Source organism: Methanolobus sp. ZRKC3, assembly GCF_045291275.1.
GTDB lineage: Archaea > Halobacteriota > Methanosarcinia > Methanosarcinales > Methanosarcinaceae > Methanolobus.
Genome location: NZ_CP146982.1, coordinates 1,697,164 through 1,723,188, shown reverse-complemented (window position 1 = coordinate 1,723,188; position 26,025 = coordinate 1,697,164). Strand labels below are relative to the sequence as shown.

31 protein-coding genes are annotated in these 26,025 nt (G+C 42.8%); 22 read left to right on the top strand and 9 right to left on the bottom strand.

The features are described from left to right. The first annotated feature begins 22 nt into the window (after positions 1–22). On the top strand, positions 23–850 hold the full coding sequence (locus V7O66_RS08695; protein WP_406659916.1) for an ABC transporter permease: 828 nt from the start codon (positions 23–25) through the stop codon (positions 848–850). Then, positions 850–1,608 carry an ABC transporter ATP-binding protein gene (locus tag V7O66_RS08690; RefSeq protein ID WP_406659915.1) on the top strand — a complete coding sequence of 253 codons (759 nt, stop codon included), beginning with the start codon at positions 850–852 and terminating at the stop codon, positions 1,606–1,608. Before V7O66_RS08695 ends, V7O66_RS08690 begins: the two co-directional genes overlap by 1 nt. A 15-nt stretch (positions 1,609–1,623) precedes the next feature. Here V7O66_RS08690 and V7O66_RS08685 read toward each other — a convergent pair whose 3' ends face one another. After that, positions 1,624–2,055 (bottom strand): polymer-forming cytoskeletal protein, encoded by a 432-nt coding sequence (locus V7O66_RS08685; protein ID WP_406659914.1) that lies wholly within the window; start codon positions 2,053–2,055, stop codon positions 1,624–1,626. A gap of 245 nt (positions 2,056–2,300) precedes the next feature. Here V7O66_RS08685 and V7O66_RS08680 point away from each other — a divergent pair, with 245 nt between their 5' ends. Next, the gene (locus V7O66_RS08680) at positions 2,301–4,310 is read left to right on the top strand and encodes a PAS domain S-box protein (protein WP_406659913.1); all 2,010 of its coding nucleotides are present in this window, start codon (positions 2,301–2,303) and stop codon (positions 4,308–4,310) included. Here V7O66_RS08680 and V7O66_RS08675 read toward each other — a convergent pair. Both V7O66_RS08675 and nrdD read right to left on the bottom strand, forming a co-directional pair. Then, positions 4,300–5,004: a hypothetical protein gene (locus V7O66_RS08675; protein ID WP_406659912.1), complete on the bottom strand. Its 705-nt coding sequence runs from the start codon at positions 5,002–5,004 to the stop codon at positions 4,300–4,302. The genes V7O66_RS08680 and V7O66_RS08675 overlap by 11 nt on opposite strands. Before the next feature lie 29 nt (positions 5,005–5,033). Next, positions 5,034–6,842, bottom strand: a complete 1,809-nt coding sequence (gene nrdD, locus V7O66_RS08670; RefSeq protein WP_406659911.1) for an anaerobic ribonucleoside-triphosphate reductase — start codon at positions 6,840–6,842, stop codon at positions 5,034–5,036. Positions 6,843–6,945: 103 nt separating this feature from the next. Here nrdD and V7O66_RS08665 point away from each other — a divergent pair, with 103 nt between their 5' ends. Further along, entirely contained in the window at positions 6,946–7,641 is a 696-nt protein-coding gene (locus V7O66_RS08665) for a DUF169 domain-containing protein (RefSeq protein WP_406659910.1), read from the top strand. A 19-nt stretch (positions 7,642–7,660) separates the two neighbouring features. Here the strand turns inward: V7O66_RS08665 and V7O66_RS08660 are convergent, their stop codons facing one another. The 3 genes from V7O66_RS08660 to V7O66_RS08650 all read right to left on the bottom strand — a co-directional run bounded on the left by V7O66_RS08660 (position 7,661) and on the right by V7O66_RS08650 (position 9,770). Next, positions 7,661–8,494, bottom strand: coding sequence for an Mrp/NBP35 family ATP-binding protein (locus V7O66_RS08660; protein ID WP_406659909.1), 834 nt, complete (start codon positions 8,492–8,494; stop codon positions 7,661–7,663). 72 nt (positions 8,495–8,566) lie between these two features. Then, the gene (locus V7O66_RS08655) at positions 8,567–8,878 is read right to left on the bottom strand and encodes a DUF134 domain-containing protein (RefSeq protein WP_406659908.1); all 312 of its coding nucleotides are present in this window, start codon (positions 8,876–8,878) and stop codon (positions 8,567–8,569) included. A 94-nt stretch (positions 8,879–8,972) separates the two neighbouring features. After that, positions 8,973–9,770: an undecaprenyl-diphosphate phosphatase gene (locus V7O66_RS08650; RefSeq protein WP_406659907.1), complete on the bottom strand. Its 798-nt coding sequence runs from the start codon at positions 9,768–9,770 to the stop codon at positions 8,973–8,975. 220 nt (positions 9,771–9,990) lie between these two features. Between V7O66_RS08650 and V7O66_RS08645 the strand changes: the two genes are divergently transcribed. The 9 genes from V7O66_RS08645 to V7O66_RS08605 all read left to right on the top strand — a co-directional run bounded on the left by V7O66_RS08645 (position 9,991) and on the right by V7O66_RS08605 (position 15,322). Beyond that, on the top strand, positions 9,991–10,386 hold the full coding sequence (locus tag V7O66_RS08645) for a NifB/NifX family molybdenum-iron cluster-binding protein (RefSeq protein WP_406659906.1): 396 nt from the start codon (positions 9,991–9,993) through the stop codon (positions 10,384–10,386). 86 nt (positions 10,387–10,472) lie between these two features. Further along, a complete protein-coding gene (locus V7O66_RS08640; protein ID WP_406659905.1) occupies positions 10,473–10,868 on the top strand; it encodes a NifB/NifX family molybdenum-iron cluster-binding protein in 396 nt (131 codons plus the stop codon). A 20-nt stretch (positions 10,869–10,888) separates the two neighbouring features. Beyond that, complete coding sequence (locus V7O66_RS08635) at positions 10,889–11,743, top strand: ATP-binding protein (protein ID WP_406659904.1); 855 nt, start codon at positions 10,889–10,891, stop codon at positions 11,741–11,743. Further along, positions 11,744–12,652, top strand: coding sequence for an ATP-binding protein (locus V7O66_RS08630; protein WP_406659903.1), 909 nt, complete (start codon positions 11,744–11,746; stop codon positions 12,650–12,652). A 28-nt stretch (positions 12,653–12,680) separates the two neighbouring features. Next, entirely contained in the window at positions 12,681–13,253 is a 573-nt protein-coding gene (locus V7O66_RS08625; RefSeq protein ID WP_406659902.1) for a DUF1847 domain-containing protein, read from the top strand. A gap of 175 nt (positions 13,254–13,428) precedes the next feature. After that, positions 13,429–13,818, top strand: coding sequence for a NifB/NifX family molybdenum-iron cluster-binding protein (locus V7O66_RS08620; protein WP_406659901.1), 390 nt, complete (start codon positions 13,429–13,431; stop codon positions 13,816–13,818). Positions 13,819–13,942: 124 nt separating this feature from the next. Beyond that, positions 13,943–14,611: an MBL fold metallo-hydrolase gene (locus tag V7O66_RS08615; protein WP_406659900.1), complete on the top strand. Its 669-nt coding sequence runs from the start codon at positions 13,943–13,945 to the stop codon at positions 14,609–14,611. 142 nt (positions 14,612–14,753) lie between these two features. Next, positions 14,754–14,942, top strand: coding sequence for a hypothetical protein (locus V7O66_RS08610; RefSeq protein ID WP_406659899.1), 189 nt, complete (start codon positions 14,754–14,756; stop codon positions 14,940–14,942). A gap of 80 nt (positions 14,943–15,022) precedes the next feature. Continuing rightward, complete coding sequence (locus tag V7O66_RS08605) at positions 15,023–15,322, top strand: hypothetical protein (protein WP_406659898.1); 300 nt, start codon at positions 15,023–15,025, stop codon at positions 15,320–15,322. Positions 15,323–15,366: 44 nt separating this feature from the next. Here the strand turns inward: V7O66_RS08605 and V7O66_RS08600 are convergent, their stop codons facing one another. Beyond that, complete coding sequence (locus V7O66_RS08600) at positions 15,367–16,782, bottom strand: rhodanese-like domain-containing protein (RefSeq protein ID WP_406659897.1); 1,416 nt, start codon at positions 16,780–16,782, stop codon at positions 15,367–15,369. Positions 16,783–16,914: 132 nt separating this feature from the next. Here V7O66_RS08600 and V7O66_RS08595 point away from each other — a divergent pair, with 132 nt between their 5' ends. The 5 genes from V7O66_RS08595 (at position 16,915) to V7O66_RS08575 (ending at position 20,384) form a co-directional block, all read left to right on the top strand. Next, positions 16,915–17,265, top strand: a complete 351-nt coding sequence (locus V7O66_RS08595) for a DUF1622 domain-containing protein (RefSeq protein WP_406659896.1) — start codon at positions 16,915–16,917, stop codon at positions 17,263–17,265. Positions 17,266–17,387: 122 nt separating this feature from the next. Continuing rightward, complete coding sequence (locus V7O66_RS08590; protein ID WP_406659895.1) at positions 17,388–17,810, top strand: metal-dependent transcriptional regulator; 423 nt, start codon at positions 17,388–17,390, stop codon at positions 17,808–17,810. A 65-nt stretch (positions 17,811–17,875) separates the two neighbouring features. After that, positions 17,876–18,808, top strand: a complete 933-nt coding sequence (locus V7O66_RS08585) for a metal ABC transporter solute-binding protein, Zn/Mn family (protein WP_406659894.1) — start codon at positions 17,876–17,878, stop codon at positions 18,806–18,808. Position 18,809: 1 nt separating this feature from the next. Beyond that, on the top strand, positions 18,810–19,559 hold the full coding sequence (locus V7O66_RS08580) for a metal ABC transporter ATP-binding protein (RefSeq protein WP_406659893.1): 750 nt from the start codon (positions 18,810–18,812) through the stop codon (positions 19,557–19,559). A gap of 9 nt (positions 19,560–19,568) precedes the next feature. Then, a complete protein-coding gene (locus tag V7O66_RS08575) occupies positions 19,569–20,384 on the top strand; it encodes a metal ABC transporter permease (protein ID WP_406659892.1) in 816 nt (271 codons plus the stop codon). Here the strand turns inward: V7O66_RS08575 and V7O66_RS08570 are convergent, their stop codons facing one another. Continuing rightward, a complete protein-coding gene (locus V7O66_RS08570; protein WP_406659891.1) occupies positions 20,385–21,059 on the bottom strand; it encodes a TfuA-related McrA-glycine thioamidation protein in 675 nt (224 codons plus the stop codon). Continuing rightward, a complete protein-coding gene (locus V7O66_RS08565) occupies positions 21,056–22,333 on the bottom strand; it encodes a YcaO-related McrA-glycine thioamidation protein (RefSeq protein ID WP_406659890.1) in 1,278 nt (425 codons plus the stop codon). The genes V7O66_RS08570 and V7O66_RS08565 overlap by 4 nt, the downstream gene beginning before the upstream one ends. Positions 22,334–22,443: 110 nt before the next feature. On the opposite strand from V7O66_RS08565, the gene V7O66_RS08560 reads away from it, so the two are divergent. From V7O66_RS08560 to V7O66_RS08545, 4 genes are all read left to right on the top strand, one after another. Continuing rightward, positions 22,444–22,947: a cytochrome P460 family protein gene (locus V7O66_RS08560; protein WP_406659889.1), complete on the top strand. Its 504-nt coding sequence runs from the start codon at positions 22,444–22,446 to the stop codon at positions 22,945–22,947. 172 nt (positions 22,948–23,119) lie between these two features. Further along, positions 23,120–23,266 carry a hypothetical protein gene (locus V7O66_RS08555; RefSeq protein ID WP_406659888.1) on the top strand — a complete coding sequence of 49 codons (147 nt, stop codon included), beginning with the start codon at positions 23,120–23,122 and terminating at the stop codon, positions 23,264–23,266. Positions 23,267–23,307: 41 nt separating this feature from the next. Continuing rightward, positions 23,308–24,489 (top strand): cysteine desulfurase, encoded by a 1,182-nt coding sequence (locus tag V7O66_RS08550; RefSeq protein ID WP_406659887.1) that lies wholly within the window; start codon positions 23,308–23,310, stop codon positions 24,487–24,489. Positions 24,490–24,631: 142 nt separating this feature from the next. After that, a complete protein-coding gene (locus V7O66_RS08545) occupies positions 24,632–25,744 on the top strand; it encodes an ORC1-type DNA replication protein (RefSeq protein WP_406659886.1) in 1,113 nt (370 codons plus the stop codon). Positions 25,745–26,025: the final 281 nt, after the last annotated feature.

Here is a 26,025-nt window from a genome sequence, read left to right as displayed (position 1 = left end):
CTTCCAGAATACCGGAGGAACCATGTTTCAGGTGCGCTTTCAGAACTTAAAGAGCAAAGGTGTGGAGATATTCTCCATTTTATCTGCAATTATACTATGGCAGCTAATAGCTGTCTACTGGGTGCAGAACGATTTCTTCCTTCCAAGTTTTACTGACGTAATGCTTGCATTTTTGACAACGATAACAAGACAGGATAATCTAACTCTCTTCTCCTGGGAAATACAGCTTCCAGAATTGATAATTGATCTATTATATAGCCTTATGCATTTCTGGATCGGTCTCATAACTGCTCTGCTAATCGGTATTCCGATAGGAATGGCCATGGGCTGGTTCAGGATAATTGACAGGATAGTTGATCCGCTAATTGAGATCGTTCGACCTATTCCTCCTCTGGCATGGATTCCCTTTGCCATTATATGGATAGGATTAAATCCGTTAGGTGCCGGATTTTTGATATTTATAGGTGGTGTGTTCCCTATCATAATCAATACCTTCACCGGTTTTAAGAGTGTTCCAAAGGTATATGTGGAAGCGGCAAAGGTTCTTGGTTGCAATCGTGATATTGAATTGATAAGATATGTTGCACTTCCATCGGCTCTACCATCTATCACAGCCGGTATTAGGATCGCCATGGGTGTTGGGTGGATGTGTCTGGTAGCAGCTGAAATGTTTGGCGTGAGCAAGGACGGTCTTGGATTTAAGATATGGCACCACTATTATTTGCACAATATGAGTTTTGTGCTTCTTTACATGCTGATACTTGGATTTTTGGGACTTTTCATTGATCGTGTCCTGAGGTACTATATTGAAGGTCGCCTTCTCAAATGGCGCTCAGGAGTGATGGCATAATGGGAAATGTTAGCGTAAAGGGTGTATCCCGTAGATTTATCAAAGAAGGTGGGACTCCTACGGTAGCTCTTGATAATGTGGACCTGGAAGTCAAGGACGCGGAATTCGTATGTTTCCTGGGCCCTTCCGGATGTGGAAAGACAACTCTTTTGCGGATAATCTCAGGTCTGGATATTCCTGACGATGGAGATATTTTCCTCAATAATGAAAAGATCACAGGACCGGGTCCCAAGAGGGGCATGGTATTTCAGGAATACTCCCTTTTCCCGTGGAAGTCGGTAATTGAGAATGTGATATTCGGTCCTTTAATGGGGGGCGCGAAAAAGAAGGACGCATTAAAAGAAGCAGAGAAATATCTTGAGCTGGTGGGCCTTGAGCAGTTCAAGGATAGCTTTCCTCATGAACTTTCAGGTGGTATGAAGCAGAGGGTTGCCATCGCCCGTGCTCTTGCAAATGAGCCTGAAGTACTTCTCATGGATGAACCATTCGGTGCACTGGATGCACAGACAAGGAATGTCCTTCAGGGCGAATTGTTGCAAATATGGCAAAAGAAACACCTGACTGTCCTTTTTGTCACTCATAGCGTTGATGAAGCTGTTTTCCTGGCAGATCGTATAGTAATGATGACATCACGTCCGGGTAAGATAAAAACGATCATAGACGTGGACCTCCCAAGACCACGTGGCAGGACAAGTCAGGAGGTCAATGCTTTGAGGGACCAGGTACTTAACATTCTCTCGGAAGAAAAGGATAAATGAAGATAATTGCTGGTATCATTCGGAACGTACTATTACCTTTGTTCCGGATTCAATTTCTTTAATATTGACCTGACCTATCAATTCGAGTATTGTAGTTGCTTTTGCAAAGCTGATCTCGCATCCCGGGCGAATGTGCATATCTCTTCCGGCAGTGGCCGATCCGCTGACCTTTACAGAATCAAAGAGTTTCAGGTCGTTTGCTGCTTCCACGTTGCCCTTGATCTCTGACCTTGGCCCAATTATTATATTATCTGCTTTAACGTCTCCCTTGACCACAGATCCTTTTCCAAGTTTTAAGTTACCCTTTACAGTAAGGTTACTCCAGAAATTTGCTCCGGCTCCTACAATGAAATTTCCATCAATGGTAACTTCATCCTCAAAAAAAGCTTTTTTTCGTGCAATAAAGGTGTTAGAACTTTCATGATATTTTATCATTTCTTCATTCATGCCATTCACCAGCATTTACCTAATAGCCTTGTTGATTATAAATTCTACTACATACTCGAATATTGTTGTTTGTATGGGGCATAGTATGTTTCTCAAATTGTTAGTATTTTGTCAGTTTATTAACTGGTTAATAAGCGTATGAGCAACAAATATTATATATTATTATATGTATATATTTAATATCTTTATAATGGTGAATCAAATTAAGGATATCTGGTAAATTTCACATGAATTAAGGTGTATGGATGGTAGAAGAAACGAAAGTATCATGTTGCTCTGGCAATATGAATGAGGAATGTTTTTGTGATTCCACCTATGCTCCAATGTTTACCGCAGCTCTTTCCTTTGAGGAAATAGAAAATGCCAGACCATTTTTCAATCTTATTAACTCTCCTATCATGGTCATAGATGCTGATAAGAACATTTTATTGGCCAACAGTAAATTTGAATCTCTTCTTGGTTACGATGAAACTGAAATTGAGGATGAGGACTGGATGGAGCTTTTCATACCCAGGGGATTAATCTCTTCTTTTGACGAAACAATATCTGCTGTACTATCGACTGAATTAGAACTCAGTGAGCCACTGGAACATGAGCTTATTACAAAAAATGGAGATGAACTGGTTCTTACCTGGAACATCACCAAGCTCAAGGGCAAAGATGAAAATATCAAAGGTCTGATATTTTCGGGTACTGATGTTACAGTTAAAGATAAAGCTGAAAAGAAAGCATTGCATGAAAAAGAAGCTATATTTTCTTTTCTGAGCTCTGCAACTTATGCGATCATACTTTCTGATTCCAGTGGAAAGATCACATTCTGGAATAAGAAAGCATCCCAGTTATTTGGTTATGATGAAGCTGAGATAATAGGGGAGCCTCTTTCTGTAATCATGCCAAAGCGTTATAGGAAGGCGCATGAAGGCTGGGATCAGCTAATATCCATTGGCAAGTCTCAGGTGATGGGGCGAATATTTGAGGTTACAGGTCTTCGGAAGGATGGTTCCGAATTCCCTCTTGAGCTCTCCATCACAACTACTCGCAAAAACGGACAAGTATTTCACAGTGCTATTCTGAATGATATATCAAAACGCAAGATGAAGGAAAGGATGACAACCATTTCCAAGAATAAATACCGTATGATCTTTGAGAAATCCCCTTTGGGTATTTTCCACTTTGATGAGAATGGTGTTGTCACACAGTGCAACGAAAAATTCGTTAATATCGTTGGTGCTGAAGAGGGGCAGGTAATCAGTAGTATTATCGGATTCAATCTGCTCACGTCTTTCAGTGATAACTCCATCAAAAAGGCAGTAAAACAGGTTCTTGCAGGCCTTCCTGCCAGATATGAGGATACTTTTGTTTCTCCATTCTCAGATAGGTCCATTCCTATCAAGGCAGAGTTCAGCCCTGTGATATCGGATGAAGGCAAACTCATGGGTGGTGTTTGTGTTATTGAGGACTTCACAGAACGCAAATCTGCAGAAGAGGCCCTTAATAAATATGCAGAGGACCTTGCAAATGCCAATGAGGAGTTGAAATCACTCGATAAGATGAAGGATGAATTCCTTTCTAATCTCAGGCACGAGCTCAAAACACCTCTCATCCCCATCAAGGGTTACAGTGAACTCATGTTTGATGGTTCACTTGGTGAGCTAACTGACAAACAAAGAGATGCCATGGGAAAGGTCATGCTCAGCTCTGAACGGCTAAAAAGGCTGATCGATTCATTGCTCTATGTAAGCATAACCGAAGCTGGGAGTATGGAATTCAGTTTTGTTCCACTCCGCCTTTCCGAGGTAGTCGCATCTGCCCTTCTTGATCGTTCCCCTGAACTGGCAAGCAAGAGGCATACAGTTGAAAAGAACTTCCCGGATGATCTGCCTTTGATAGAGGGTGATCTTGATTCTCTTCAAGATGCTCTTGTGAATGTCATTGATAATGCTGTAAAGTTTACACCCGATGGTGGAACCATCAGCATATCCGCTATCAAGGAAGATGATAGGATTCACTTAAGAATAACTGACGATGGTATAGGTATTCCTGAAAAGAGCCTTCCCAATGTCTTTGAAAGATTTTATCAGGCAGACGGTTCGTCAACACGAAAATACGGTGGCAATGGCCTTGGACTCTATGTATGTCAGAAGATAATTGAAGCTCATAGAGGTGGTGTGTGGGCTGAAAGTAAAGAAGGTAAGTATACCACAATTCATGTGATACTGCCTGTTAAAGAGCTATCCTCTCCTTCTATTCATTAAAGTATGCAAGGGTTATCAGGGATAATGCTGTTGCAGTAACGTTTCCTTCATCTTTCCCCCATACTCCGTTAGCATTCATTTTACCCAGTAACCAATCAATGTCATCGCTAAGCTCTTTCTTACATCCTGCAAGCAGTAGCGCCTGTATGCATATATTGCTGGTTGCGATTGTTTTCCATGCTCCATTCTTGTCACGCTGGGAAAGTATGTACCTGGCACGCTCATTTATGAAATCCTTGTAATTGGTAGTTTCCGCTCCCTGTATCTCATTCTGTCTGATAAGGGCGCTTATGATAAGGGCTGTGGTTCCGGGGTATTCCCAATCAGAAGAATAATTCTCAACAAGCCAGCTACAACCCTCGGGATTATATATTCCCATATCTGCAAGTGCTGCTAATGCATAAGTTGTATCATACACATCATTGTTCCATGAACTATTCTCCTGTTTTGAAAGTATCCATTTTTCAACGTCAGGAAAAATAATTCCTCTGTTCGCAAGTGCAGACACCGCTCTGGAGCTGTCTCTGAGAGAATAGTTCCAGAATCTTTCTCCCTTTGCTCTGATCAGTTTAACGATAAGTTCATTCTTTACATCCCATAGATGACTTGCTAGCACAACCCGTGATATCTCTTTAACTTCAGTGATGTCCTGGGAAAAGAGCCAGTTAAATGACTTTTCTTTGTCAAAGTGCATGATCAATTAGATGCCATGCTAATTACTTATTATTTTGCAGCAAAATCAATGTTGTATCTGTGTCGCTCTTCGAATTCCTTACGCTTGCCCGGATTCCAGTTACTGACATGTCCGTAATAGCCAGTAACTCTGGAAATATGGTCGATTATCCTCTCTGAACAAAGGGGACATTTTTCGTTCTTGCCATGGGACGTGTGTCCTCTCTTGCAAATGGAAAAGTCAGGGGAGAAACAGAAATAAGCAAGCTTTGTTTTAGCAATTCTTAGAATGAATTCACTAAGTCCTTCCGGGTCAGGTACACTTTCCCCCATCCATATGTGGCAGATGGTGCCGCCGGTGAAGTATGGGTGGAACTGTGCTTCGATCTCAATACGGTTAACAAGGGAAATCTCACTTTTGTAAGGTACATGGGTGGAGTTTGTATAATAGGGTATATCGCCACCCTGTGTATTTGCGTGCTTGCCATATTTTCTGCGATCCAGGCTGGCAAAGCGGTAAGCCGTACTCTCTGCAGGCGTCTGTTCCAGCGTATAATCGACACCATCTTCCTTTGAGAATTTCATGATTCTCTCTGAAATGTGCTGTACTATTTGCATACCTGTTTGCTGCTCATCCTGCAGGCTCTTGCCAGTAAGGTTTAGCAGGCACTCATTCAGCCCCACCAATCCGAATGTCAGGTGTCGCTTTGAAAAATTGTAGTATGGGGTGCCATCGCTGGTGTGTTTCAATAACCATGGAAGTATTTTCCATTCGTAGAGTGCTCTTTTGATGATCTCGTTTCCCTCATGCAATGCCTGTCGGCTTATTTGCATTGCCTGATCGAGGTTCTCGAAGAATGCATCAATATCCTTTGATCCGATAGCAATTCCTGGCAGGTTGATGGAAACCACTTTGTTGGAACCGGTTCCCATTCCTCCTGCATTCCATATACCTCCTGAGTGTTTTGTAAGCAGTCGACAGCACATGGCCTGTACTGTCTCTTCTTCAAGGTAGTCGGCTGTCAGATTTAAGAAATAAGGTGCACCGGTGCTTGATGTTGCTCTCATCGTGGCTTTCCAGAGGGGATCATCGGGGTCAAGGTCTTTTGTGATGGCTGTGGTGATAAGCGGGAAAGTGAATGGCCTGTCACTTGCATCCCCCTGGGCAGCAACTTCCATTATTATCCGATATATGGTTCTTGCTTCTTTTTCAAAGGAATTGTAAGTCTCATCCAGCAACTTTCCTCCAAATACTGCTCTTTCCTTTGCAAGAAGGGGTGGGCACTTTATGCGAAGCCCGATGTTCGTAAAAGCACTCTGGGCACCTATGCGGTTTGACTGGTTCATCTGGAACATGAACCCCTGTACGATATGAAACAGTTCTTCCTCGCTGACATCATCGTAGTGTAGATGTGGCGCAAGCATCCAATTGAAAAGGTCGATGGCCTGAGCACCTGCAAAGAATTGCTGTGAGTGCATCATAAATGACATTGCATGATATATGGCAGAATGGAAATGTTTTGCAGGCTGGCTTATAGTGTCTGGAAATTTCAGTCCGTCCATGAGGAATATCCTTGCATCTATACCATTGCAATATGGCTTGAAGGGACTGTGCAGGTCATGTATGTGTATCTTTCCTTCAAGATGTACATCTGCAACTTCTTTTGAATAGAGCTTTTCAAGTGCATACCTCTTTTTTATCTGGCTTGCGAGGTGCAGGTCTATTACAGACGGGCTGAGGCGTGTATTTGCATTTTCCTTGAGCAGCCAGCTATTTTTGCTTAGTACATCTTCGACAAGCTCCACCGGATCCCTGAAGTCAAGCCTGTCAACTTCCATTTTTACCTCTCCCACTTCCATGTGTAAATATCTGCTTTTAATGGGTATAAAAGTAATCGAAATTAGAAAAGTAATTAATATAGTAAGTTGAACTTACCTTACAAAATTTAGGGTGGTCTAATAAATGAACAATTCTGAAATTGCAGAAAAAATAATGGAATTGCTTGATCTTAAATATGAACCTGTGGCTGTCAAAATAATAAAGGAAGAAGAAAATATTCCTGATGGCTTTGAAGAGCCAGAAAATAATATCAGGCACTGTCAGTCTATAATGAGGGCAAGAAAGGGTGAATCCTTTTTAATTCCGAAGGATAAGCATGCATGTGTTGTGGGCGCATCGAGTCTTGGTCTGATACCAACTCCGGAAAAGGTCACGGCAGGTGATTTCCATGCTAATCTGGGTATGTTTGATTGTGCGGAAGCTGCGGCAAATATGGTAGCTCAGCGTTCAGAGTTAGAAGAGGGTAATGTTGCCACAGTTGTTGGTCCGCTGAAGGATTTTGATATAGAGCCTGATGTGGTTATCCTTGTGGACCTTCCTGAAACCCTTTATTGGCTTGTCCCTGCAGCTACTTTCTTTGAGGGTGGAAGGCAGGCTTTTAATACCGCGGCTTTCCAGGCTACATGTGTGGACTCGACGATCATTCCAATTCTCACGGGTAAAATGAACATGAGCCTTGGGTGCTTTGGATGTCGTAAGGCTACAGATATAAAAAATGAGGAAATGATAGCTGGAATTCCTTTCGAGAATATGGAAAAAATGATAGCAGCTCTCGAAAAGATACACGGAGGACCTATGGAAAAAGCAAGGAAGAAATAATCTCTTCCTTCTTTTAAGATCAATTATTAAAACTCTCAACGCTGTCGACGATCTTAGCGAAGATTTTGAACCATTCGATATCCTCATTTTCAATATCGTGTACTTTACCACTGTCCTCAATTTCTGCAAGTTTTGGGTCAAGAGGTAAATCGCCAAGAATCTTCAGGTTGAAATCTTTTGCAGCCTGTTCCACACCGCCTTTGCCGAATAATTCCATCCTCTCATCGCAGTGTGGGCAGATAATACCGCTCATATTCTCTACTATACCGATCACAGGAACTTCCAGTATCTCTGCGAACTTGATGGATTTTCTCACACTTACAATGGCAACATCCTGTGGTGTTGTGACAACAACAGCCCCGTCAACCTTCTCTATCAATTGTGCGATGCTGAGTGGTTCATCTCCTGTGCCAGGTGGCAGGTCAATGATGAGGTAGTCAAGCTTACCCCAGGAAACCTCTTCCAGGAATTGTTTTATGGCTCCCATTTTTGCAGGTCCTCTCCAGATGACTGGAGCATCTCTGTCGGGTAGCAGAAGTGCCACTGACATAACCACAAGGTTTTCGGTAACTGATACCGGCACAATACCATTCTCATCAACTGTGGGTTTCTGATCTTCTATACCAAACATCTTCGGGATGCTTGGTCCGTGTATGTCCGCATCGAGTATTCCCACTTTATGTCCCCGATCAGCAAGACGTGCAGCCAGATTTGCGGCAACTGTACTTTTCCCGACACCACCTTTACCGCTCATGACCATTATCTTGTTCTTGATAGCTCTCATGTTCTTGATAAGCTTTGATTCCTGTGGGGCCTTCAGCAGGTCATCAGTACTCTGGATATTTTGTGCCATTTGTATTTCCTCTAATGATTATGTGTATCTCAAATAGAACTTTCTTAAACAATGGATGCAGAAAGAACTGCTCTATTCTGTTTCGGTGTTGATGTAATTTCCCCCGGCTATTTCTATGGCTTTGCCTGTGGTAAGTGCCAGTGCTACTTTCTTTCTTGCACTCTGCAGATCTTCCCAGAAAGCACGCCTTGAAATGCCCATGCTAAAAGCAGCTTCTTCCTGCTGCATTCCTTCAACATCAACAAGTCTCAGTGCTTCCAGTTCTTCAATTGCAAGTGACACTGTTTCAAGCTCCTTGAGGGGTACCCCTCTTGGCTTGAAATATAAAACATCAGGCGAGCATTTGACTCTCCTGGGGGATTTAGGTCTTCCTCTGCAAGGCATCGTAATGCAGTCATTGTTGATATTGGATTTAAGATTAATCCATAAAACGTTTATATTTATTCACTTTTGAGTAAAATTAATATAAGAAAAATCTTCAGAGGAAATAAGCAAGTATACTTAGTAAGCCAAGCCCGATGCAGAATTTTGAGAAATCGAACTTTTCAGCAACCTTGATGAAAACATCAATGGTCAGTATTCCAAAAAGGAAGGCAAAGAACAGTGCTAATAGGGAATTAGCATCAATTGTCAGAAATCCCATTGCCCCCATTCCTATCTCAGCGACCAGGACTGCAGGTATGCTCATAAGGAAGCTGAATTTTAGGGCATCACTTGCCTGAAAATTTCTCAAAAGAAGGGTAGATACCGTTATTCCTGACCTGCTGACTCCCGGAAGTGCTGCAAATCCCTGTGTAATTCCAACGATAAAGGAATCCTTTAGTGCGGGTTCAGTCTTCTTCTCAGCTCTCTTTGCAGCAGTGATCTGCAATAACCCTGTGAAAACAAGAAGCAATCCTATAAATGCGGTTGCCAGCTTCCCCGAAAATTCTGCCCAACCGGTTGCAAACAGAATAAGCGGCAATCCCACAATTCCTGTAAGTAGAGTTGATATTATTAGAAAAACGATTAGTGTATGGTCTTTATTCTGTAGGTTTCTGTATTTAATGAATCCGGGTATTTCTCTAAATATTTCCTTCAGCTCGTTTCTAAAATATACGGTTGCTGAAAGTAAGGTTCCTGTGTGTAGCCAAATCGCCATCGGTAAGGATTCTGTAAGACTTTTTCCAAAGACATTGATCATTACGAGAGTGGTCATCCCTTCGCTACTTATAGGCAGCCACTCTGCTATTCCCTGAACAATTCCAAGTATGATCGCTTCAATAACTGTCAACATCCCTGTCTACCTTGTTGTATTTGTATTTATAATGGGTGGTATTTATTGATGTTTTATGCGCTTTTGAGAATAAATATATAAATATTTCGGGATATCTTATTATATTTCCTCTCTCATGTGTATTATCATCAGGTATTGGATCCATAAAGAATGCATGTTCAATGGATACTTGCATGGTAAGTTATGGAAATTCAAGTCCAACTCTGGGAAGGGATAATTGATGAAAATATGTGTTACAGCTACATCAGAGGGTCTGAATGCCCCTGTTGATCCGCACTTTGGAAGATGTCAGTACTTTGTGATCGTAGATAGCGATACAATGGAATTCGAATCAATTGCAAATACAAGTTCTTCAGCATCTGGAGGTGCAGGCATTAAAGCTGCACAGCAGATACTCAATAAGAATATAGGCGCATTGATCACCGGAAGTGTCGGACCAAATGCATTTCCAATACTTTCGTCTGAAAATATCGAAGTTTACGGATTTGCAACGGGTTCAGTTTCAGAAGCCGTTTCCTCTTACAACGATGGAATGCTGGAATCCATAGGTTCTGCCAATTCTCCTGGGAAGTCGGGAAATCAGTCCCATGGTAGAAGATCCCAAAAACAGGGATGAATTTGAAGAGGCAATCAACTCAGTGGCTCAAGCTCAGAGATGTCTCAAAACGAAATTAACTGATAATAACACGGAGATATGATAGGATGAAAGTAAGTGTACCCTCAAACGGACAAGGTGGAATTGATGATATGGTAGGTCAGCATTTTGGACAGGTTCCAAATTACACGATCTATGATACAGACACAAAAGAAGTTGTGGTTGTTGCAAATACCAGTGAACATAATGGTGGGGTAGGTCTTCCTCCTGAACTCATGTCTAAGGAAGGCGTCCATGTGATGCTATGCGGTGGGCTTGGAAAGAAGGCTGTTGATATGTTCGAACGCTTTGAAATTGATGTATTCGTTGGCGCAACAGGTCTTGTTAAAGATGCCATTGATGCATGGGATTCCGGCAAACTGGCAAAGGCTACCAGGGACAACTCCTGTAGTGGTCACGACCATGATCACGACCATGACCATGCAAACGGACACTGCAATTAATCAATTTTGAGGTATGGTTAATGAAAATCGCAATCGCAAGTGGAAAAGGAGGGACTGGAAAAACCACGATAGCGGTTAATCTGGCTCTGTCACTTGATAATGCACAGTTGCTGGATTGTGATGTTGAAGAACCAAACTGCAACCTCTTCCTTGGATATGAAACGGAAGAGTTTGAGAATGTGACTCTTCCTGTTCCTCTCATAAATAAGGAAAAATGCAGTGTTTGCGGAAATTGTGCTGATTTCTGTCAGTACAATGCCATTGCTGCACTTCCCTCCAGCATCATGACCTTTCCTAAATTGTGTCATGGCTGCGGTGGATGTGCTCTTGTATGTCCTGAAAATGCTATCGCGGAAGAAAGCCGAATTCTTGGGACGATCGGGAGGTCCGTGGAAGGAATATCCAGTATAGATCTCTGGCAGGGTCTTCTTTGTATAGGGGAACCCATGGCATCGCCTCTTATCCGACATTTGCAGAAGCATATATCTGAAGATGGGGTCTCGATAATAGATTCTCCTCCTGGCACTGCCTGTCAGGTGATAGCTTCCATATCAGGCATGGACTTTTGTGTTCTGGTAACAGAGCCTACTCCTTTTGGTCTGCATGACCTTACACTTGCAGTGGAGCTTGTCAAACAACTTAATATTCCATGCGGTGTGGTAATAAATCGCTGTGATCTGGGCGATGGGCAGGTGGAGAAATATTGCATATCAGAAGACATACCTGTTTTGCTGAAAATTCCCAATGAAAGGGAGATTGCTGTTCTGTACTCGAAAGGCATACCTTTTGTAACGCAGATGCCTGAATGGAAAATGGAATTTGTAAGCATGTTCGATGGCATCTGTAAATATCTCTCAAATATGGAGGTTGAATGAATGGTAAAGCAGATGACGATAATAAGCGGTAAAGGAGGCACAGGAAAAACTACTATATGCTCTGCTTTTGCTTCTCTTGCAGAAAATGCCGTAGTAGCAGATTGTGATGTTGATGCTGCAGATATGCATCTGATCCTCAAACCGGATATTATCGAAGCCAATGATTTCTATGGACTGAAAGTGGCAAATATTGACGCAGATCTTTGTACTAGATGTAAGGAATGTGTTAGTTCGTGCAGGTTTGCTGCAATAAGTGAGAATGTAGAGATAGATGCTTATTCTTGCGAGGGTTGTGCAGTTTGTGAATATGTCTGTCCGCAGAATGCCATGTCGATGATCGAAAGGAAAGCAGGAGAATACTTCAGCTCCATGACACGCTTTGGTCCAATGGCTCATGCAAAACTGGGAATTGGTGAGGAGGCAAGTGGGAAACTGGTCTCAACTGTTCGCAAAAGTGCCATGGAATTAGTTATGAGCGCTGATAAAGGACTTGTGGTAATTGATGGTCCTCCCGGGACAGGATGTGCGGTCATCGCTGCAATAACGGGTGTTGACCTGGTACTTATCGTTACCGAACCTACCGTTTCAGGTATTCATGATCTTGAAAGGGTGCTGGAGGTAGCTGAACATTTCAGGATACCTGCTGCTGTATGTATCAATAAATATGATATAAACAAAGAAAATACACAGATCATTCAGGATTACTGCATAGGCAGGGAAATAGAGATTGTCGGCTTACTCCCCTATGACAGGACGCCTGTGGATGCCATGCTGAATGGGAAGACAGTGATAGAGTTTGCAGAGAATGAATTTACTTCAGGTGTACTCTCTGTCTGGGAAAATGTGCATAACATTTTGTTTTCAAGGCAGGGGAGTCCAAGGCTGGGTATGGAAAGCTCCTTTACATAAATCAATATTTTTTTCCGGGGTATGTAAGATGAAATGTGCATTGTGTTATGAAAAAGAATGCCGCGGGGGCAAAGACTGTACCGGTATAACTGAATGCATCTCTTATGAGAGGGATGACCTTGGATCTATGAAGGCTTCAGCTGCCATCGAGGCTCGGTACTACATGCAAAAAACAAGGCTTGAAGAACTTATTCTTTATTCTCGGGAAATGGGTTATGAAAGAATTGGGATTGCTTTTTGTGTGGGGTTGGAAAAAGAGGCAGAGATCATTCATAGAATTCTCGATAAATATTTTGATGTGTATTCTGTATGCTGCAAGGTTTGTGGGATAGAGAAGGGTGAATATGGACTTGAAAAATTAAACCCATGCGAGTTCGATCCGACCTGCAATCCGATCGGGCAGGCTATGATGCTCGATAAAAAGAACACACAGTTAAACATAATAATAGGATTATGTATGGGTCATGATATTCTTTTCACTCAAAAATCCAAAGCTCCGGTGACCACTCTGATAGTCAAGGACAGGGTTCTTGGCCATAATCCTGCAGCTGCTATATATTCGGGATACTATCTGAAGAACAGGTTTTCTCTGGATGAGTGATCGGGCTTATCATGGCTTATTTTTAAGTTGACTTTTCTATTCGTGGTGGCTGCTTCTATGAACTAATATCTCTTTTGAGATGAAATATATCAAGTTATTGGGTTACTATTTTATATTTAATCTCACATGTGTGTATCTATTATTTTGATTTTTATAAATGAAAAAAGGTGACAAGATGAAAGTAAGTGTACCATCAATGGGCTCAAGCGGACTTGAAGATACTGTATGCCAGCATTTCGGCACATCTCCTTATTATACCGTATTTGATACGGAAACAGAGGCTGTCGTTGTTATCGAAAACACAAGCGATCACAAAGGTGGCGTCGGACACCCTCCTGAACTGATCTCCAAAGCAGGCGTGAACGTAATGCTATGTGGTGGTCTTGGAAAGAAAGCTGTGCAGATGCTTCAGGAATTAGGGATAGATGTTTTCGTTGGCGCTAGTGGAAGTGTAAAAGATACCATTGATGCATGGCAGTCTGAGAAGCTTGCACCTGCAACGAAGGATACAGATTGCAGTAGTCACTCACACGGTGATGTGAATCACACCTGCGGTAGCCACTAATATCTTTCAGAACCTTCTGACACAGATCTGACGAACTGCGTTAGATATTATAGTGAAGTAGTCAATGAAATGGTAGTACGAAAGTACTATCCTTTCTTGCTGGTATTTTTAAACTGTTATTATTATGGTCAAATTGACAATCCTGTATGACAATCTTGCCGAAGAAGGATTCCATGGAGCCTGGGGTTTTTCCTGCCTTATTGAAACCGGGGAAAAGACCATCCTTTTTGATACCGGATGGGATGGCTTATTACTTCTTGATAATATGAGCAAGCTTGGCATATCTGCCATGGATATTGATACTCTTGTATTGTCCCATCAGCACTGGGATCATATAGGTGGTGTGGCAACTTTTCTAAACGCCAATCCTGATGTGGATATCTATGTGCCTTTTTCTTTTTCTCCCCGGCTTAAGCAGGAGATGTCTAATCTCATCTCTGCTAATCTTTTACATGAGGTGAAAGGTTCACAAGAGGTATGCAGTGGCGTTCATAGCACCGGAGAGCTTGGTGATGATATAAAGGAACAATCTCTACTCATCGATTCTGATAAAGGTGTCTGCGTCATTTGTGGATGTGCGCATCCCGGGCTTGCTGCAATACTTGACAGGGCTTTGGATCTTGGCGAGCCTGTTGCTATCATCGGTGGCTTGCATGGTAGTGAGGAATATGGGCTTCTCAGTTCTTTGCATTTGATAGGTGCAGGTCACTGTACGGTCCATAAGGATAAGATCAGGGCGCTGTATCCGGAAACATTTGCAGATATAAGTGTGGGATATACTCTGGAATTGTAGTTGCAGGATATCCTGGGAAAGATGGATACTTTTGTATTTTCTGTTTTTGGCTAAATTATTTTTCAGTATTATAATGAATAATAGTTATTTATTTTACAAATCTTTTTATCGCATTGTGCCAGAGATTTATCCGGGGTTCAATATGGTAGATTCTGTAAATAATACGTACGGTATATTCTTGCGGATTGTTAGATTGCTTGCGGACTACTCAGAGGTACTTATCATTCTAATGATCCTGGCACTGCTGTTCCTGTCATTTGATGAGGTAGTTGAGCTTATCGTTCTTATACGTGAAACTTTCGTATATCCGGCTCCTCCTATCAGTCCGTGAATGTTCGTTCATCCCTGGCAGATACTTTATCATCCATAAAAATAATTTAATTTCTATATTTTATTCAAGGAGTGATTTTTATGGTAATAAGAATGGTATCTGTAAAGAGAATGGGGGCAATGTCCCTTGGAAAGATCCTGGGTTTTATGTATGCTATCTTTGGCCTGATCATAGGTGCTTTCATCAGCCTGTTCTCAATAGGAAATATGATGTATGGTGGGTTTGGTGCGGCCAGCATGTTCTTTGGTATCGGTGCCATTATTGCCTTTCCGGTATTCTACGGCATAATGGGTTTCATTTCCGGTTTGCTCATGGCCTTGTTCTATAATCTTATAGCAGGCTGGGTAGGCGGCCTTGAAGTAGAAGTTAATGTAGACTGAGGGAATATTAAAGCGGAGTCATTCCATTGTGACCTCGGAATTTTTTAACCATCTGAAGAAGCGGTCCAGGGGAGCCTGCACATAGGGCACTCGGGTCCGTATTTGGCTGCAGCATAGCCTGTCATGCCTCCTGCGGCATTGTAGAGTTTTCTGAATCCTTTTTGCTGCAGTATGCTACATCCCATGCTTGACCTGTGTCCAGAGCCACATATCAATACGATCTCGGCTTCCGGGTCAAGTTCAACGTAACGCTCTCGGAGTTCATGCACCGGGATATTTATCGAGTTCTGGATGTGGAAGTCCTCATATTCGGAAGCTGCTCTGACATCTACAACGAGTGTTTCATCTCCCTTTGTGAGTTTTTCGTGCAACTCGACTATTGATATCTGTGCGATATGGTCCGTTCCAAGTCCTGCTGTGACCCAGCCGAACATTCCATCTTCCAGATATCCTGTGATCCTGTCAAGTCCCACTCTACGAAGCCATAGGCTTGCATCAAGGGCCTGTCCCTGACTGTCTGTGACCAGTAGTATGTTTTTGTCAGGTGGTAGTAACCATCCTGCGAAAGTCGCAAAATTGCTTTTCAGATCAAGGCTGTATGCATTGGGGATGTGCTGTCCTCCGAAGGACTCGAAACAGCGGACATCAAGGACTATAGAATCTCCTTTCTCAATAAGTCCAATGAAGTCATTGTTATTCAGAGCCTTCAATTCTGGAAGTTCCTCCACAATAGCCGGTCCTTTGGCGTTGATCACAGAGCAGCGACTGAAGTGATCTGGAGCCGCAGGCATGTTCTTTGTCAGCGCGTTTGTAAAATCTTCTAAGTTCTTTATATTGAGGGCGTAGTTGTATTTTTTCTCATATCCTATGGTGCTTGTCCTCTTGGCAGCCATGGCTCGCCCGCACAGTGAGCCAGCACCATGCGCAGGATATACCTCGCAGAAATCGGGGAGATTGAGGAGTTTTTCGTGCAGGCTTTCATATAATTGGGCAGCCAGCTCTTTTGCCATTCCTGGAAACAGGTCTGGTCTTCCCACATCTCCCACGAACAATGTGTCACCGCAGAAAACAGTCACAGTTTCATCGCCTCTGGATGTATCTGTAACAAGATAAGAAATATGTTCGGGCGTATGTCCGGGAGTTTCAAGGACGTCTATGTGTATGCCCTCTAGCCTGAAGGAATCTCCTTCGGAGAGGGGTATATGTTCAAAATCGCAGTTTCCTGCTTTAGGGGCATATATCTGTGCTCCGGTCCTTCTGGCAAGGTCCAGGTGTCCTGATATGAAATCTGCATGGAGGTGTGTTTCAAGTATATGTGTTATTTTCACTCCCATTTCCTGTGCTTGCTCTATGTACGTATCAATGTCTCTTCTTGGATCGATAACCGCACATGTCCTGTTTGCTCCAAGAAGATATGAGCTATGGGCTATGCCTCCTGTGAAAAACTGCTCTATGATCATTGGTCTAACTCCCCTTCCTAACATTATCTTATTCGGGATACAAATAAATTACCAATTCGTTATTTTGCTCGAAGCCAACAAATCTTTAACTTAGTATCTTCAAAATCTGTTTGGTAAGGGGTGATTGTGGGTATGAGTGCATTACTGGATGTATTGTCAATCTGGTCTTCATTTATTCTTGAGGGATTTGCAATTTTCTTTATTTTAGTGGGTTCGCTGCTAATAATATATGGTGGCATACGCTCAAGCTTTGAGATCCTGCTTCTTGAAGCCCTGAAAAAGGCGTATACTTATTCTCACATAAGGCGGGAGTTGACTAACAAAATAGTATTTGGTCTTGAGTTCATGATAGCCGGAGATATTTTACGTACTGTCCTTGAACCTTCTGAATCGGAGATCATTATACTCGGAGCAGTCGTTGTTATAAGAACGATTCTTGGTTATTTCCTCAGTAAGGAGGTAAAGGAGTATCAATTGGATTGATGCTCTTCCTTCATTGTGCTTTCTATTATTTTTGCATGTATTTTTTGGTATATATGCAAAAAAATACTTAAATTTGGGCTATGTTCCAATAATGTTATATGTGCCTGCATTGTATCCTTTTTATGCAGGATATCACAGGTTTGGAATTATCCCCTAAAAAAGTGGAATACATAAAATTCCTTTTCAAGAAAGGGGGAAATGTGAGGACCACGGATATTGCTTCCAGTTTAAAAGTTGATCCTTCTACGACTACAAAGACTATAGTCGACCTTGCATCCATTGGTCTTGTGAATCATGTGCCATACAGGGGAGTTGGGTTGACTGAAAAAGGGAGCAAGTACGCCGAATTTCTTGTAAACAGGCACAATATACTTACTCTAATGTTGAGTCACTATGGACTTTCCCCTGATGAGGCGTGTGAAGAGGTTTCTCGTTTTGAATCTTTCGTTTCAAGGGATGCAATCGATCAGATATGTTGCTCAATGGGTCATCCTTCTGTTGGCGTATGTGGGGAGATATTCCATGGGTCATGTGACCTTGTATAATTTCAATGTTTATAAGTTGGTATTAATGCAAAATATTTGGGTATACTACAAACAAGGTGACTCTGATGGAATCAATTAACAAGTTAACTTTACTAATACTGTCATTTTTCCTGTTATCTGCTGTACTTGTAAGTGGTTGTGTGGACACACAAGAAAACGATTCCTTATCCGGTAAAATGGTTGTTGCTGTGAGTATAGTGCCACAGGCTGAATTTGTGGAAAAGATAGCCGGTGATCTGGTGAGCACTGTGGTAATGATCCCGCCAGGTGCAAGTCCCGCAACTCATGAACCAACTCCCGGGCAGTTAAGAGAGTTAAGCAAAGCTGATCTATATGTCAAAGTAGGCTCTGGCGTTGGTTTTGAAACAGCCTGGATGGATGACCTTGTATCTGTAAATCCTGATATGCTTATAATCGATTCCTCAGCAGGCATTGAACTAAGGAGCATGGTAACTCACGGTCATGAAGAAGAAAATGCTGAGGGAGAATACGGTCATGAAGATGAGCAAGAGGGGATGGATCCTCATATATGGACTTCTCCCCAAAAAGCAAAGATCATGGTTATGAATATTCATGCTGGTCTTGTTCAAACAGATCCTGAAAATGAAGAGCTGTATACTATGAACCGGGATGCATATATCGCAGAACTCGATCAGGTTGATGAAAAAATAAGGTCAGCTCTGGTTGGAAGGGAAGGCAGTAGTTTTATGGTATATCATCCGTCATGGGGCTATTTTGCAGATGAATACGGGCTTGAGCAAATCCCAGTTGAAATAGAAGGTAAGGAGCCCAGTGTTCAGGACCTGCAACGTCTTATAGACACGGCAAATGAGAAAAAGATCAAGGTTATATTTGTCCAGTCCGGTTTCAGTACCTCAAGTGCAAGGGCGATAGCGGCTGAGATCGGCGGTGAGGTTGTTGAAGTTGATCCGCTCACAAAGGATTATATAGATAATCTTTCAAAAGTAAGCGAAGCATTTGAAAAGGGATTGGCATAAGATGGATAACGTTATCGAACTCAAGGATGTCTGGTCGAGCTATGAGGATGTTCCTGTCCTTGAATCAGTGGACCTGGTGGTAGGGGATCATGACTTCCTTGCCATAATCGGTCCCAACGGAGGGGGCAAAAGCACTCTTTTAAAGATCATCCTTGGCTTGATAAAGCCTGATAAGGGGTCTGTGAAACTGTTTGGGGGCGATCCTCGTAAAACCCGCAAGTACGTGGGATATGTTCCGCAGTATATGTCCTCCAACCTTGATTTTCCCATCAGTGTCTGGGAAGTTGTTCTCATGGGCTGTATTGCCCACAGGGGTCCTTTCAAACGCTATAATGAAAATGACAAAAAAGCAGCACAAAATGCCTTAAAGACAGTTGATATGCTCGAGTTTAAGGATCGTCAGATAAGTGAACTATCCGGTGGTCAGAGGCAGAGGGTTTTCATTGCGAGGTCTCTTATAAACAATCCAAAACTGCTGCTGTTGGATGAACCCTCCACAGGAATTGATTCAAAAAGACAGAAGGAATTCTATGAGCTTCTCAACAAGCTGAAAAAAGAGGTTGCAATAGTCATGGTGACCCATGATCTTAGCGCTGTATCTGTGCACGTGGATAAGATCGCCTGTTTGAACCGGAAACTGCACTATCATAACTCAAAGGAATTGAGTCCGCATGACCTCGAGGAATCATACCTGTGTCCCGTGGATATGATAGCACATGGTGTTCCGCACAGGGTACTGGAAGATCACTGAGGTTTTAGAATGCTGGAAATACTTCAATATGATTTTATGAGAAATGCTATTATTGCCGCTGTACTTGCCAGCATAGCATGCGGCATAATCGGTGTCTATGTGGTTGTCAAGAGAATTGTTTTCATAAGTGGTGGCATATCGCATGCATCCTTTGGCGGTATAGGCCTTGGATACTTCCTTGGGGTCAATCCGCTATACGGTCTCATTCCGTTCAGTGTGCTGTCTGCAATCGTAATGGGGCTTGTAAGCAAAAGATCAAAGGTTGCAGAGGATACTGCTATTGGTATACTGTGGTCACTTGGGATGGCTATAGGGATAATCCTGATCAGCTGGACTCCTGGGTATGCTCCTGACCTAATGACCTATCTTTTCGGGAACATCCTGACGGTACCGATGTCGGATATTTACTTGATGGTTGGACTTGATGCTGTTATTATCCTTGTGGTCTATGCTTTCTACAAGGAATTCATGTCCCTGTGCTTCGATGAGGAATTTGCAGAGGTGGCTGGACTTTCAGTGGAAAAACTGTATATCCTGTTGCTATGTCTGATAGCATTGACAATTGTGCTTCTGATCAAGGTTGTTGGGATCATACTCATAATCGCACTACTTACCATGCCTGCATCTCTGAGCAGGCATTACACCAATAATCTTAGGAAAATGATGTATCTGGCAATATTCTTCGGTGCTTTCTTCAGTATAGTAGGCCTGGCTTTTTCATACCTGTTCGACGTCCCTTCAGGTGCCACAATAATCCTGGTGATGTCCACAGTCTATATGCTACATTTCCTGTATGACGGCATGAAACCAAAAAAAGCAGTTTGATCATTGTTGCATGATAATTTTTATTTTTTCGAGAACTTCGATGGCATCGCTTCTCTTAATATCCACTTCATGTTCCCTGCAGAAATCAAAGAGTTCATTTGCCTGAGCATCGGAAAGTATGTCTTTCTTCACAGCTTCCCTTGCCATTCCAAAATAACTTCTCTCGGTGTAGTGGGTCTTTTTCGCAAGGGATGTCAGTGTATTGCAGTCTTCTTCACTTATTATGCCTTCTGAAAAAGCTGCTTTTAGCGTCTCCCTTATGTTGACCATGGGGTTTGAGACTGCCTCAAATGTGTCCGGATTGGTGGCAACAGCTACTTCGTCGTCATCCTCGATGACTCCGTCTCTGTACCACTGGTATATCTTGCCAACACCTATCATTCCATGTATGTCAAGCTCGGATGCACGCAGGGCGCCCATGCTGCAACCGCCTATTACCGTCGCTCCTGCATCAATCACTTTGATGACTTCCTTGTGTGCCACTGCCGCCCTGCTGAAGAATATCCCGTCAATGATGCCTATGAGGTCATAGCCTTTCTGGGCTGCTCTCTCGATATCTCCTCTGGAGATGGGGGGCCAGTATGTCACATCAAGTATTTCCCGGGCATCATCCTGGCTTATGCTTGTGCCAACAAAGACCAATGCCTTTTTAGCTTTCAATTGTTGGTCGCTCATCTTCTTGCCCTGCGCTTCCAGGGTCTCTCTTCACGTGGCATTTTCCTTTGCTTTCCGGATTTAACCCTTAGCCCCTGTCTCTCCCTGTCCAGGGTGTACACCTCAAAGCTAGGTATGATCACTCTGATGACGGGGACTGGAATGCTTTCTCTTGATAGGTCAACCACAATTGCACGGTCCGCGATCCTTCCAAGCTGCTCAAGGGTTACATCAATGCTTTGGGCAGGATTGTCCTTTGAGATGTCTTTCATCTCAGCAAGTGTTGTGGTTTCCCTGTCCTCGTACCAGTAATTGTTCAGACGTTTCATCCTGTCATAGCCAATATTTCTCACGAACTCTTCGCGATTTGTGTCCTCGCGGGCTCCGTGTATCTGTACCACCCTGGACTGGGCAGCTTCGGTAAGTGCCCTTCGTACGGCTATCTCTGGCTTGAGGTGTGATCCTGCTCCCATTACAAGGAGTGCAGGGTCTTTTAATTTAATATCATCAGTGGCTGCAACAACCGTGGTGATGTCAGTATCATGCGCCAACAGCCATAATTTGACCTCAATATCTTTCTCTTTGAACTTTTGCAGTATCTCGTAGTTGTCACCATCTTCTTCTGTCAGGATTATCTGCTTCTCCGGATGGCGGTTGAATTCTGCTGTGCTCAATGCATCTCTCTCAATTACCTCGAGCAGCCCATGGAAGATCGCTTCTTCTATAGTATTCCCTGCTGCAAGTCCATTGGTATTGCTTCTGAACAGTTTCAATGTCTGCCCGGGGTTATCATAAGGGTGATAAACGGCATTTGCCGGTACTGCCACCTCTTGATTTTTCATGAGGTCCCAGCCGATCATCCACTCAATGAGCTGGTCACGGGAGCAGGCTTCCGGTAAGAGCAATGTATTTGGGTCGATGGCATCAATGATCTCCCTGATCCCATCGTATGAGTTAATTGTGTGCGGGACTGCTACGTCTTCAGTGACATTCCTGTTCACTCCTTTTCTCTCGGCAAGGCAGCGCTCAAAGCTTTCCATCATTGCAGATATCCTTGCCTGTCCCTCCACACTACCCTTTCCTGAATAAACTGAAATAGCCCCGTCAGCAGAGCTGGGCCGGATGGCTGAGAACACAGGAATTCCCACTCTGTCAAGGTCAGTGATGCTGGCGATCCTTGTGACACCAATTTTGTCCAGATTGGACTTTGTCTTTTCAAGGGTGCCCTTTTCATCAAGAACGCGCTGGGTGCCTTCAATATATGATAGTGATCTGTCAATGATTATCTTTGGCATGATTAGGCAAAGTCTCGTGCATATATTATATTTCTTACGACTTCATTTTCCGCCTTTTTATTAGATAAATAATTATAGTGTGTGCTCTCAATTAAATATGGGGTATTATTATGAAAAGAATTTTACTATTACTCATTTTGATAAGTGCAGTTCTGTTCTCAGGATGCACAGGGTATGATGATGTGGATTCAGGTATATCTGATGAAGAAGAGGTGCAAGTAAGCGCAGCAGAATTGTACTCTCTGATGACTGGAGATGGTGGCTATGCAGAGTGGAATCTATTTCCGGGAACTGTGGAGCTTGCTACAAGTGCCGGAGTGCATGGGGATCAGGTGACCATATATGTCTCAGATAATGCGTATGATGCTATTGAGGCAGGGGAAACGACGATGCCTGCCGAAAGTATCATCCTGAAGGAAGGGTATGATTCTGACGGAGAACTTGAGGAGCTGGTTGTCATGTATAAAGTCGAGGGCTATAATCCGGATGATGGTGATTGGTTCTGGGCTCTTTACTCTCCTGAAGGGGATGTTTCTGCAGAGGGCAAGGTAAGCGGATGCATAAATTGTCATCAAAAGAAAAGAAGTAATGACTTTGTTTTTACAGGTGCTTGAATACGGATTACTTTTTTCCGTATTTTTATTCTATTTTTTGCATATGACGTAACGTTTATATATCTTTAGTTCATATGTATCTGTTCGGCGAAACAAATGGAATAAATATTCTTAAAATGTATATATAATATGCATTAGCTGTTTTGTATTAAATGAGAGACAGGAGGCAAATATGCGAGAAACTAAATCAAAAAGTACTGATAATTATGAGGGTATGCGTAGCTATCACTCAGTTGTCAGTGGTGTATCAGCAGACAAACTCAATGCTGAAGAAATGGAATTATATCGCTTCATGGTAGGCGGTATGCAGGCGAAATAAGCCTGCAAAACTATTTCTATTTTCTAAACGTACCGGCTTCTATGTACGATGTTCATTCTGTCCGGGAAGATTTTCCTGTTCTTAAAGATGTTATTTACTTGGATAGTGCAGCTACAACTCAAACTCCTGTACCTGCAGTTAAGGCAATGGAGGACTTCTTTTACAAATATGCAGGCAATCATGGCAGAGGTGCACACAGGCTTGCCCGTGAGACAACGAACCACTATGAGGACGCAAGGGAAAGTGTGGCTGATTTCCTGAATGCAGATGCAAATAAGACTGTTTTTACGAGAAATGCAACGGAAAGTATCAACATCGTATCCAGGGGTTTCCCATGGGAATCCGGTGACAACGTAATCGTTACCCTTGTTGAACACCATTCCAACCTGCTTCCATGGATGCGCCTGAAAGAAATTGGCGTTGAACTCAGGATAGTCAAACCTGCTATCTCAGGTATTGTTGATCCTGAAGATATTGCAGACGCCATCGATGACAGAACGCGCATGGTGGCGGTAAATCATATCTCCAATGTATTTGGATCTATTCAGGATGTTGGAAGTATCGTTAAGCTTGCTCACAAACATGGTGTCAAGGTGCTTGTGGATGGTTCCCAATCAGCAGGCCACATGCCAATTGATATTAAATCACTGGACCCTGATTTCTTTGTCACTCCTGGTCACAAAGGACTTCTCGGACCACAGGGCACTGGTGTGCTATTCATGAAAGATCCTGATGAGATAGAACCTGTATTCCTAGGAGGGGGAATGGTCAATTCAGTGACCGAGTCTGGCTATGTGCCGGAGGCGAGCCCTACTAAATTTGAGGCAGGCACTCCTAATATTCCCGGTGTAATAGGTCTTGGAAGGGCCGTGGAATACGTGAAGGACATCGGAGTTTCAGATATTGAGAAACATGAATTAGCACTTACCCGGGATGCGGCAGCACGCCTTGCGGAGCTGGATGGTGTGGAGGTCTACGGTCCTGTGGAAAGGTCAGGTGTGGTTCCATTCAATGTTTTGGGTATGAATGCTCATGATGTTGCGATGATACTTGACCAGACGCGGGCTATATGCGTTCGTAGTGGCTATCATTGTGCCATGCCGGGTATTAACTTCCTTGGTGTGGATGGCACTGTCAGGGCTTCATTTGCCCTTTACAATACAGAAGAAGAAGTTGACATACTGGTTGATACGGTCTCAAAGATCACTTCACTTGTTGACTGAAGCAATATCTGTATTTTCATTTTTTCTATTTACAGGTTTTCAGGAAAGAAAAAGCAAAAACTTATTATGCGCAGATATTACTAATATAATAAACATTATATTAATGAATCATATATCGCTAATACGTAAAGAGGGGATTAGATTGAGCAAGGATATGCTTCTCTGGGATGAGACTTTATTTAAGAATGGTGAAGTGCTTGAGCTTGATTACCTTCCTGAGTATTTTGCTCACAGGGATTCTCAGATCAAATCCCTCAAATTCAGCTTAAAACCTGCACTGCGGGGTATGCGGCCTGTGAACTGCCTGGTCAAGGGTTCGCCTGGAACTGGAAAGACAACTGCTGTTTTGAAAGTGTTCAAGGAAATGAAGGAGCACACTGACAATGTGGTATTTGTAAAGGTCAACTGTCAGATGGATTCCACACGTTTTGCTGTTGTATCAAGGATATATGAGCAGCTGGTGAATGTCAAACCACCTTCATCGGGTGTGGCTTTCAGAAAACTCTTTGAAAAGGTTGTAAAGCACCTTGTGGACTCGAACAAGATCCTTGTGGTGGCTCTGGATGATATCAATTACCTTTTCCATGAAGGGCATGCTGATGAGGTGATGTATTCTCTTCTTCGCGCACATGAACTGTACCCCGGAGCAAGGATCTCTCTCATTGCGATAATCAGTGATATCGGTGTACCTTATAGCTTCGATCCCCGCGTTGGTTCGGTCTTCCTGCCGGAAGAGATCGATTTTTCCAGATATGATTTTGGGGAAATACGTGATATCATAAGCAACAGGATACAGCATGCTTTTTATCAGAATGTAGTGCCCGATGATGTATGTGATCGCATTGCAGAGTATGTTGATATGACTGGTGACCTGCGTGTTGGTATCGATCTTCTCAAGCGCTCAGCATTGAATGCAGAACGTCGTGCAAGCCGCACAGTGTCAATGGATGATGTGGAAAAAGCATACGAGTCTTCCAGGCTCATTTATTTGTGTCGGAATATCCGCTCACTCACCGAGCATGAAAGGACTCTTATTGGTCTGATCGCAAAGGGAACTGATCAGCAGGCGGGGGAGCTTTACAAATCATTCCATGATATTACAGGTCTCGGTTACACTCGCTTCTATGAATTGATAGAAAAAATGAGTGCTTCCCAGCTACTGGATACTGATTTTTCGGGTAAGGGTATGCGCGGAAGAACACGTATAATAAAACCAAGATACGAGCCTAAGGATATCCTGAAGTGTCTTGAGTAAGAAAAATTCTATGGCTCAATTATTATACTAAATTTAATGGATTAAATTCGTATCGTAGTTTTTCCTGTTTTGAACAAGTATTGTTGCTGTTCATTTCATTTTTAAGCCACGCTGGGTTCGAGTTTATGCTCCATTTTTTCTCAGTCTGAGGTTACGGGGCTAAGTAACTTATGTTACTCGGGGCTGTGTTAGGTAGAAGTGAGTCTGTGAAGATTATCATTTCACCATGGATGGGATATTTCCCTGCTTTTTTCCTTCACTACATGGGAAGTAGATTTGTG

What these genes read in the sequence shown, in the direction of transcription:
- V7O66_RS08690 (WP_406659915.1), top strand. Translation starts at nt 850, where the DNA reads ATGGGAAATGTTAGCGTAAAGGGTGTATCCCGTAGATTTATCAAAGAA.
- V7O66_RS08680 (WP_406659913.1), top strand. Translation starts at nt 2,301, where the DNA reads ATGGTAGAAGAAACGAAAGTATCATGTTGCTCTGGCAATATGAATGAG.
- V7O66_RS08580 (WP_406659893.1), top strand. Translation starts at nt 18,810, where the DNA reads ATGGATAACGTTATCGAACTCAAGGATGTCTGGTCGAGCTATGAGGAT.
- V7O66_RS08595 (WP_406659896.1), top strand. Translation starts at nt 16,915, where the DNA reads ATGAGTGCATTACTGGATGTATTGTCAATCTGGTCTTCATTTATTCTT.
- V7O66_RS08575 (WP_406659892.1), top strand. Translation starts at nt 19,569, where the DNA reads ATGCTGGAAATACTTCAATATGATTTTATGAGAAATGCTATTATTGCC.
- V7O66_RS08695 (WP_406659916.1), top strand. Translation starts at nt 23, where the DNA reads ATGTTTCAGGTGCGCTTTCAGAACTTAAAGAGCAAAGGTGTGGAGATA.
- V7O66_RS08625 (WP_406659902.1), top strand. Translation starts at nt 12,681, where the DNA reads ATGAAATGTGCATTGTGTTATGAAAAAGAATGCCGCGGGGGCAAAGAC.
- V7O66_RS08620 (WP_406659901.1), top strand. Translation starts at nt 13,429, where the DNA reads ATGAAAGTAAGTGTACCATCAATGGGCTCAAGCGGACTTGAAGATACT.
- V7O66_RS08615 (WP_406659900.1), top strand. Translation starts at nt 13,943, where the DNA reads ATGGTCAAATTGACAATCCTGTATGACAATCTTGCCGAAGAAGGATTC.
- V7O66_RS08570 (WP_406659891.1), bottom strand. Translation starts at nt 21,059, where the DNA reads ATGAGCGACCAACAATTGAAAGCTAAAAAGGCATTGGTCTTTGTTGGC.
- V7O66_RS08655 (WP_406659908.1), bottom strand. Translation starts at nt 8,878, where the DNA reads ATGCCTTGCAGAGGAAGACCTAAATCCCCCAGGAGAGTCAAATGCTCG.
- V7O66_RS08600 (WP_406659897.1), bottom strand. Translation starts at nt 16,782, where the DNA reads ATGATCATAGAGCAGTTTTTCACAGGAGGCATAGCCCATAGCTCATAT.
- V7O66_RS08630 (WP_406659903.1), top strand. Translation starts at nt 11,744, where the DNA reads ATGGTAAAGCAGATGACGATAATAAGCGGTAAAGGAGGCACAGGAAAA.
- V7O66_RS08665 (WP_406659910.1), top strand. Translation starts at nt 6,946, where the DNA reads ATGAACAATTCTGAAATTGCAGAAAAAATAATGGAATTGCTTGATCTT.
- V7O66_RS08560 (WP_406659889.1), top strand. Translation starts at nt 22,444, where the DNA reads ATGAAAAGAATTTTACTATTACTCATTTTGATAAGTGCAGTTCTGTTC.
- V7O66_RS08590 (WP_406659895.1), top strand. Translation starts at nt 17,388, where the DNA reads ATGCAGGATATCACAGGTTTGGAATTATCCCCTAAAAAAGTGGAATAC.
- V7O66_RS08650 (WP_406659907.1), bottom strand. Translation starts at nt 9,770, where the DNA reads ATGTTGACAGTTATTGAAGCGATCATACTTGGAATTGTTCAGGGAATA.
- V7O66_RS08610 (WP_406659899.1), top strand. Translation starts at nt 14,754, where the DNA reads ATGGTAGATTCTGTAAATAATACGTACGGTATATTCTTGCGGATTGTT.
- V7O66_RS08585 (WP_406659894.1), top strand. Translation starts at nt 17,876, where the DNA reads ATGGAATCAATTAACAAGTTAACTTTACTAATACTGTCATTTTTCCTG.
- V7O66_RS08640 (WP_406659905.1), top strand. Translation starts at nt 10,473, where the DNA reads ATGAAAGTAAGTGTACCCTCAAACGGACAAGGTGGAATTGATGATATG.
- nrdD (WP_406659911.1), bottom strand. Translation starts at nt 6,842, where the DNA reads ATGGAAGTGGGAGAGGTAAAAATGGAAGTTGACAGGCTTGACTTCAGG.
- V7O66_RS08605 (WP_406659898.1), top strand. Translation starts at nt 15,023, where the DNA reads ATGGTAATAAGAATGGTATCTGTAAAGAGAATGGGGGCAATGTCCCTT.
- V7O66_RS08550 (WP_406659887.1), top strand. Translation starts at nt 23,308, where the DNA reads ATGTACGATGTTCATTCTGTCCGGGAAGATTTTCCTGTTCTTAAAGAT.
- V7O66_RS08660 (WP_406659909.1), bottom strand. Translation starts at nt 8,494, where the DNA reads ATGGCACAAAATATCCAGAGTACTGATGACCTGCTGAAGGCCCCACAG.
- V7O66_RS08685 (WP_406659914.1), bottom strand. Translation starts at nt 2,055, where the DNA reads ATGAATGAAGAAATGATAAAATATCATGAAAGTTCTAACACCTTTATT.
- V7O66_RS08645 (WP_406659906.1), top strand. Translation starts at nt 9,991, where the DNA reads ATGAAAATATGTGTTACAGCTACATCAGAGGGTCTGAATGCCCCTGTT.
- V7O66_RS08565 (WP_406659890.1), bottom strand. Translation starts at nt 22,333, where the DNA reads ATGCCAAAGATAATCATTGACAGATCACTATCATATATTGAAGGCACC.
- V7O66_RS08635 (WP_406659904.1), top strand. Translation starts at nt 10,889, where the DNA reads ATGAAAATCGCAATCGCAAGTGGAAAAGGAGGGACTGGAAAAACCACG.
- V7O66_RS08555 (WP_406659888.1), top strand. Translation starts at nt 23,120, where the DNA reads ATGCGAGAAACTAAATCAAAAAGTACTGATAATTATGAGGGTATGCGT.
- V7O66_RS08675 (WP_406659912.1), bottom strand. Translation starts at nt 5,004, where the DNA reads ATGCACTTTGACAAAGAAAAGTCATTTAACTGGCTCTTTTCCCAGGAC.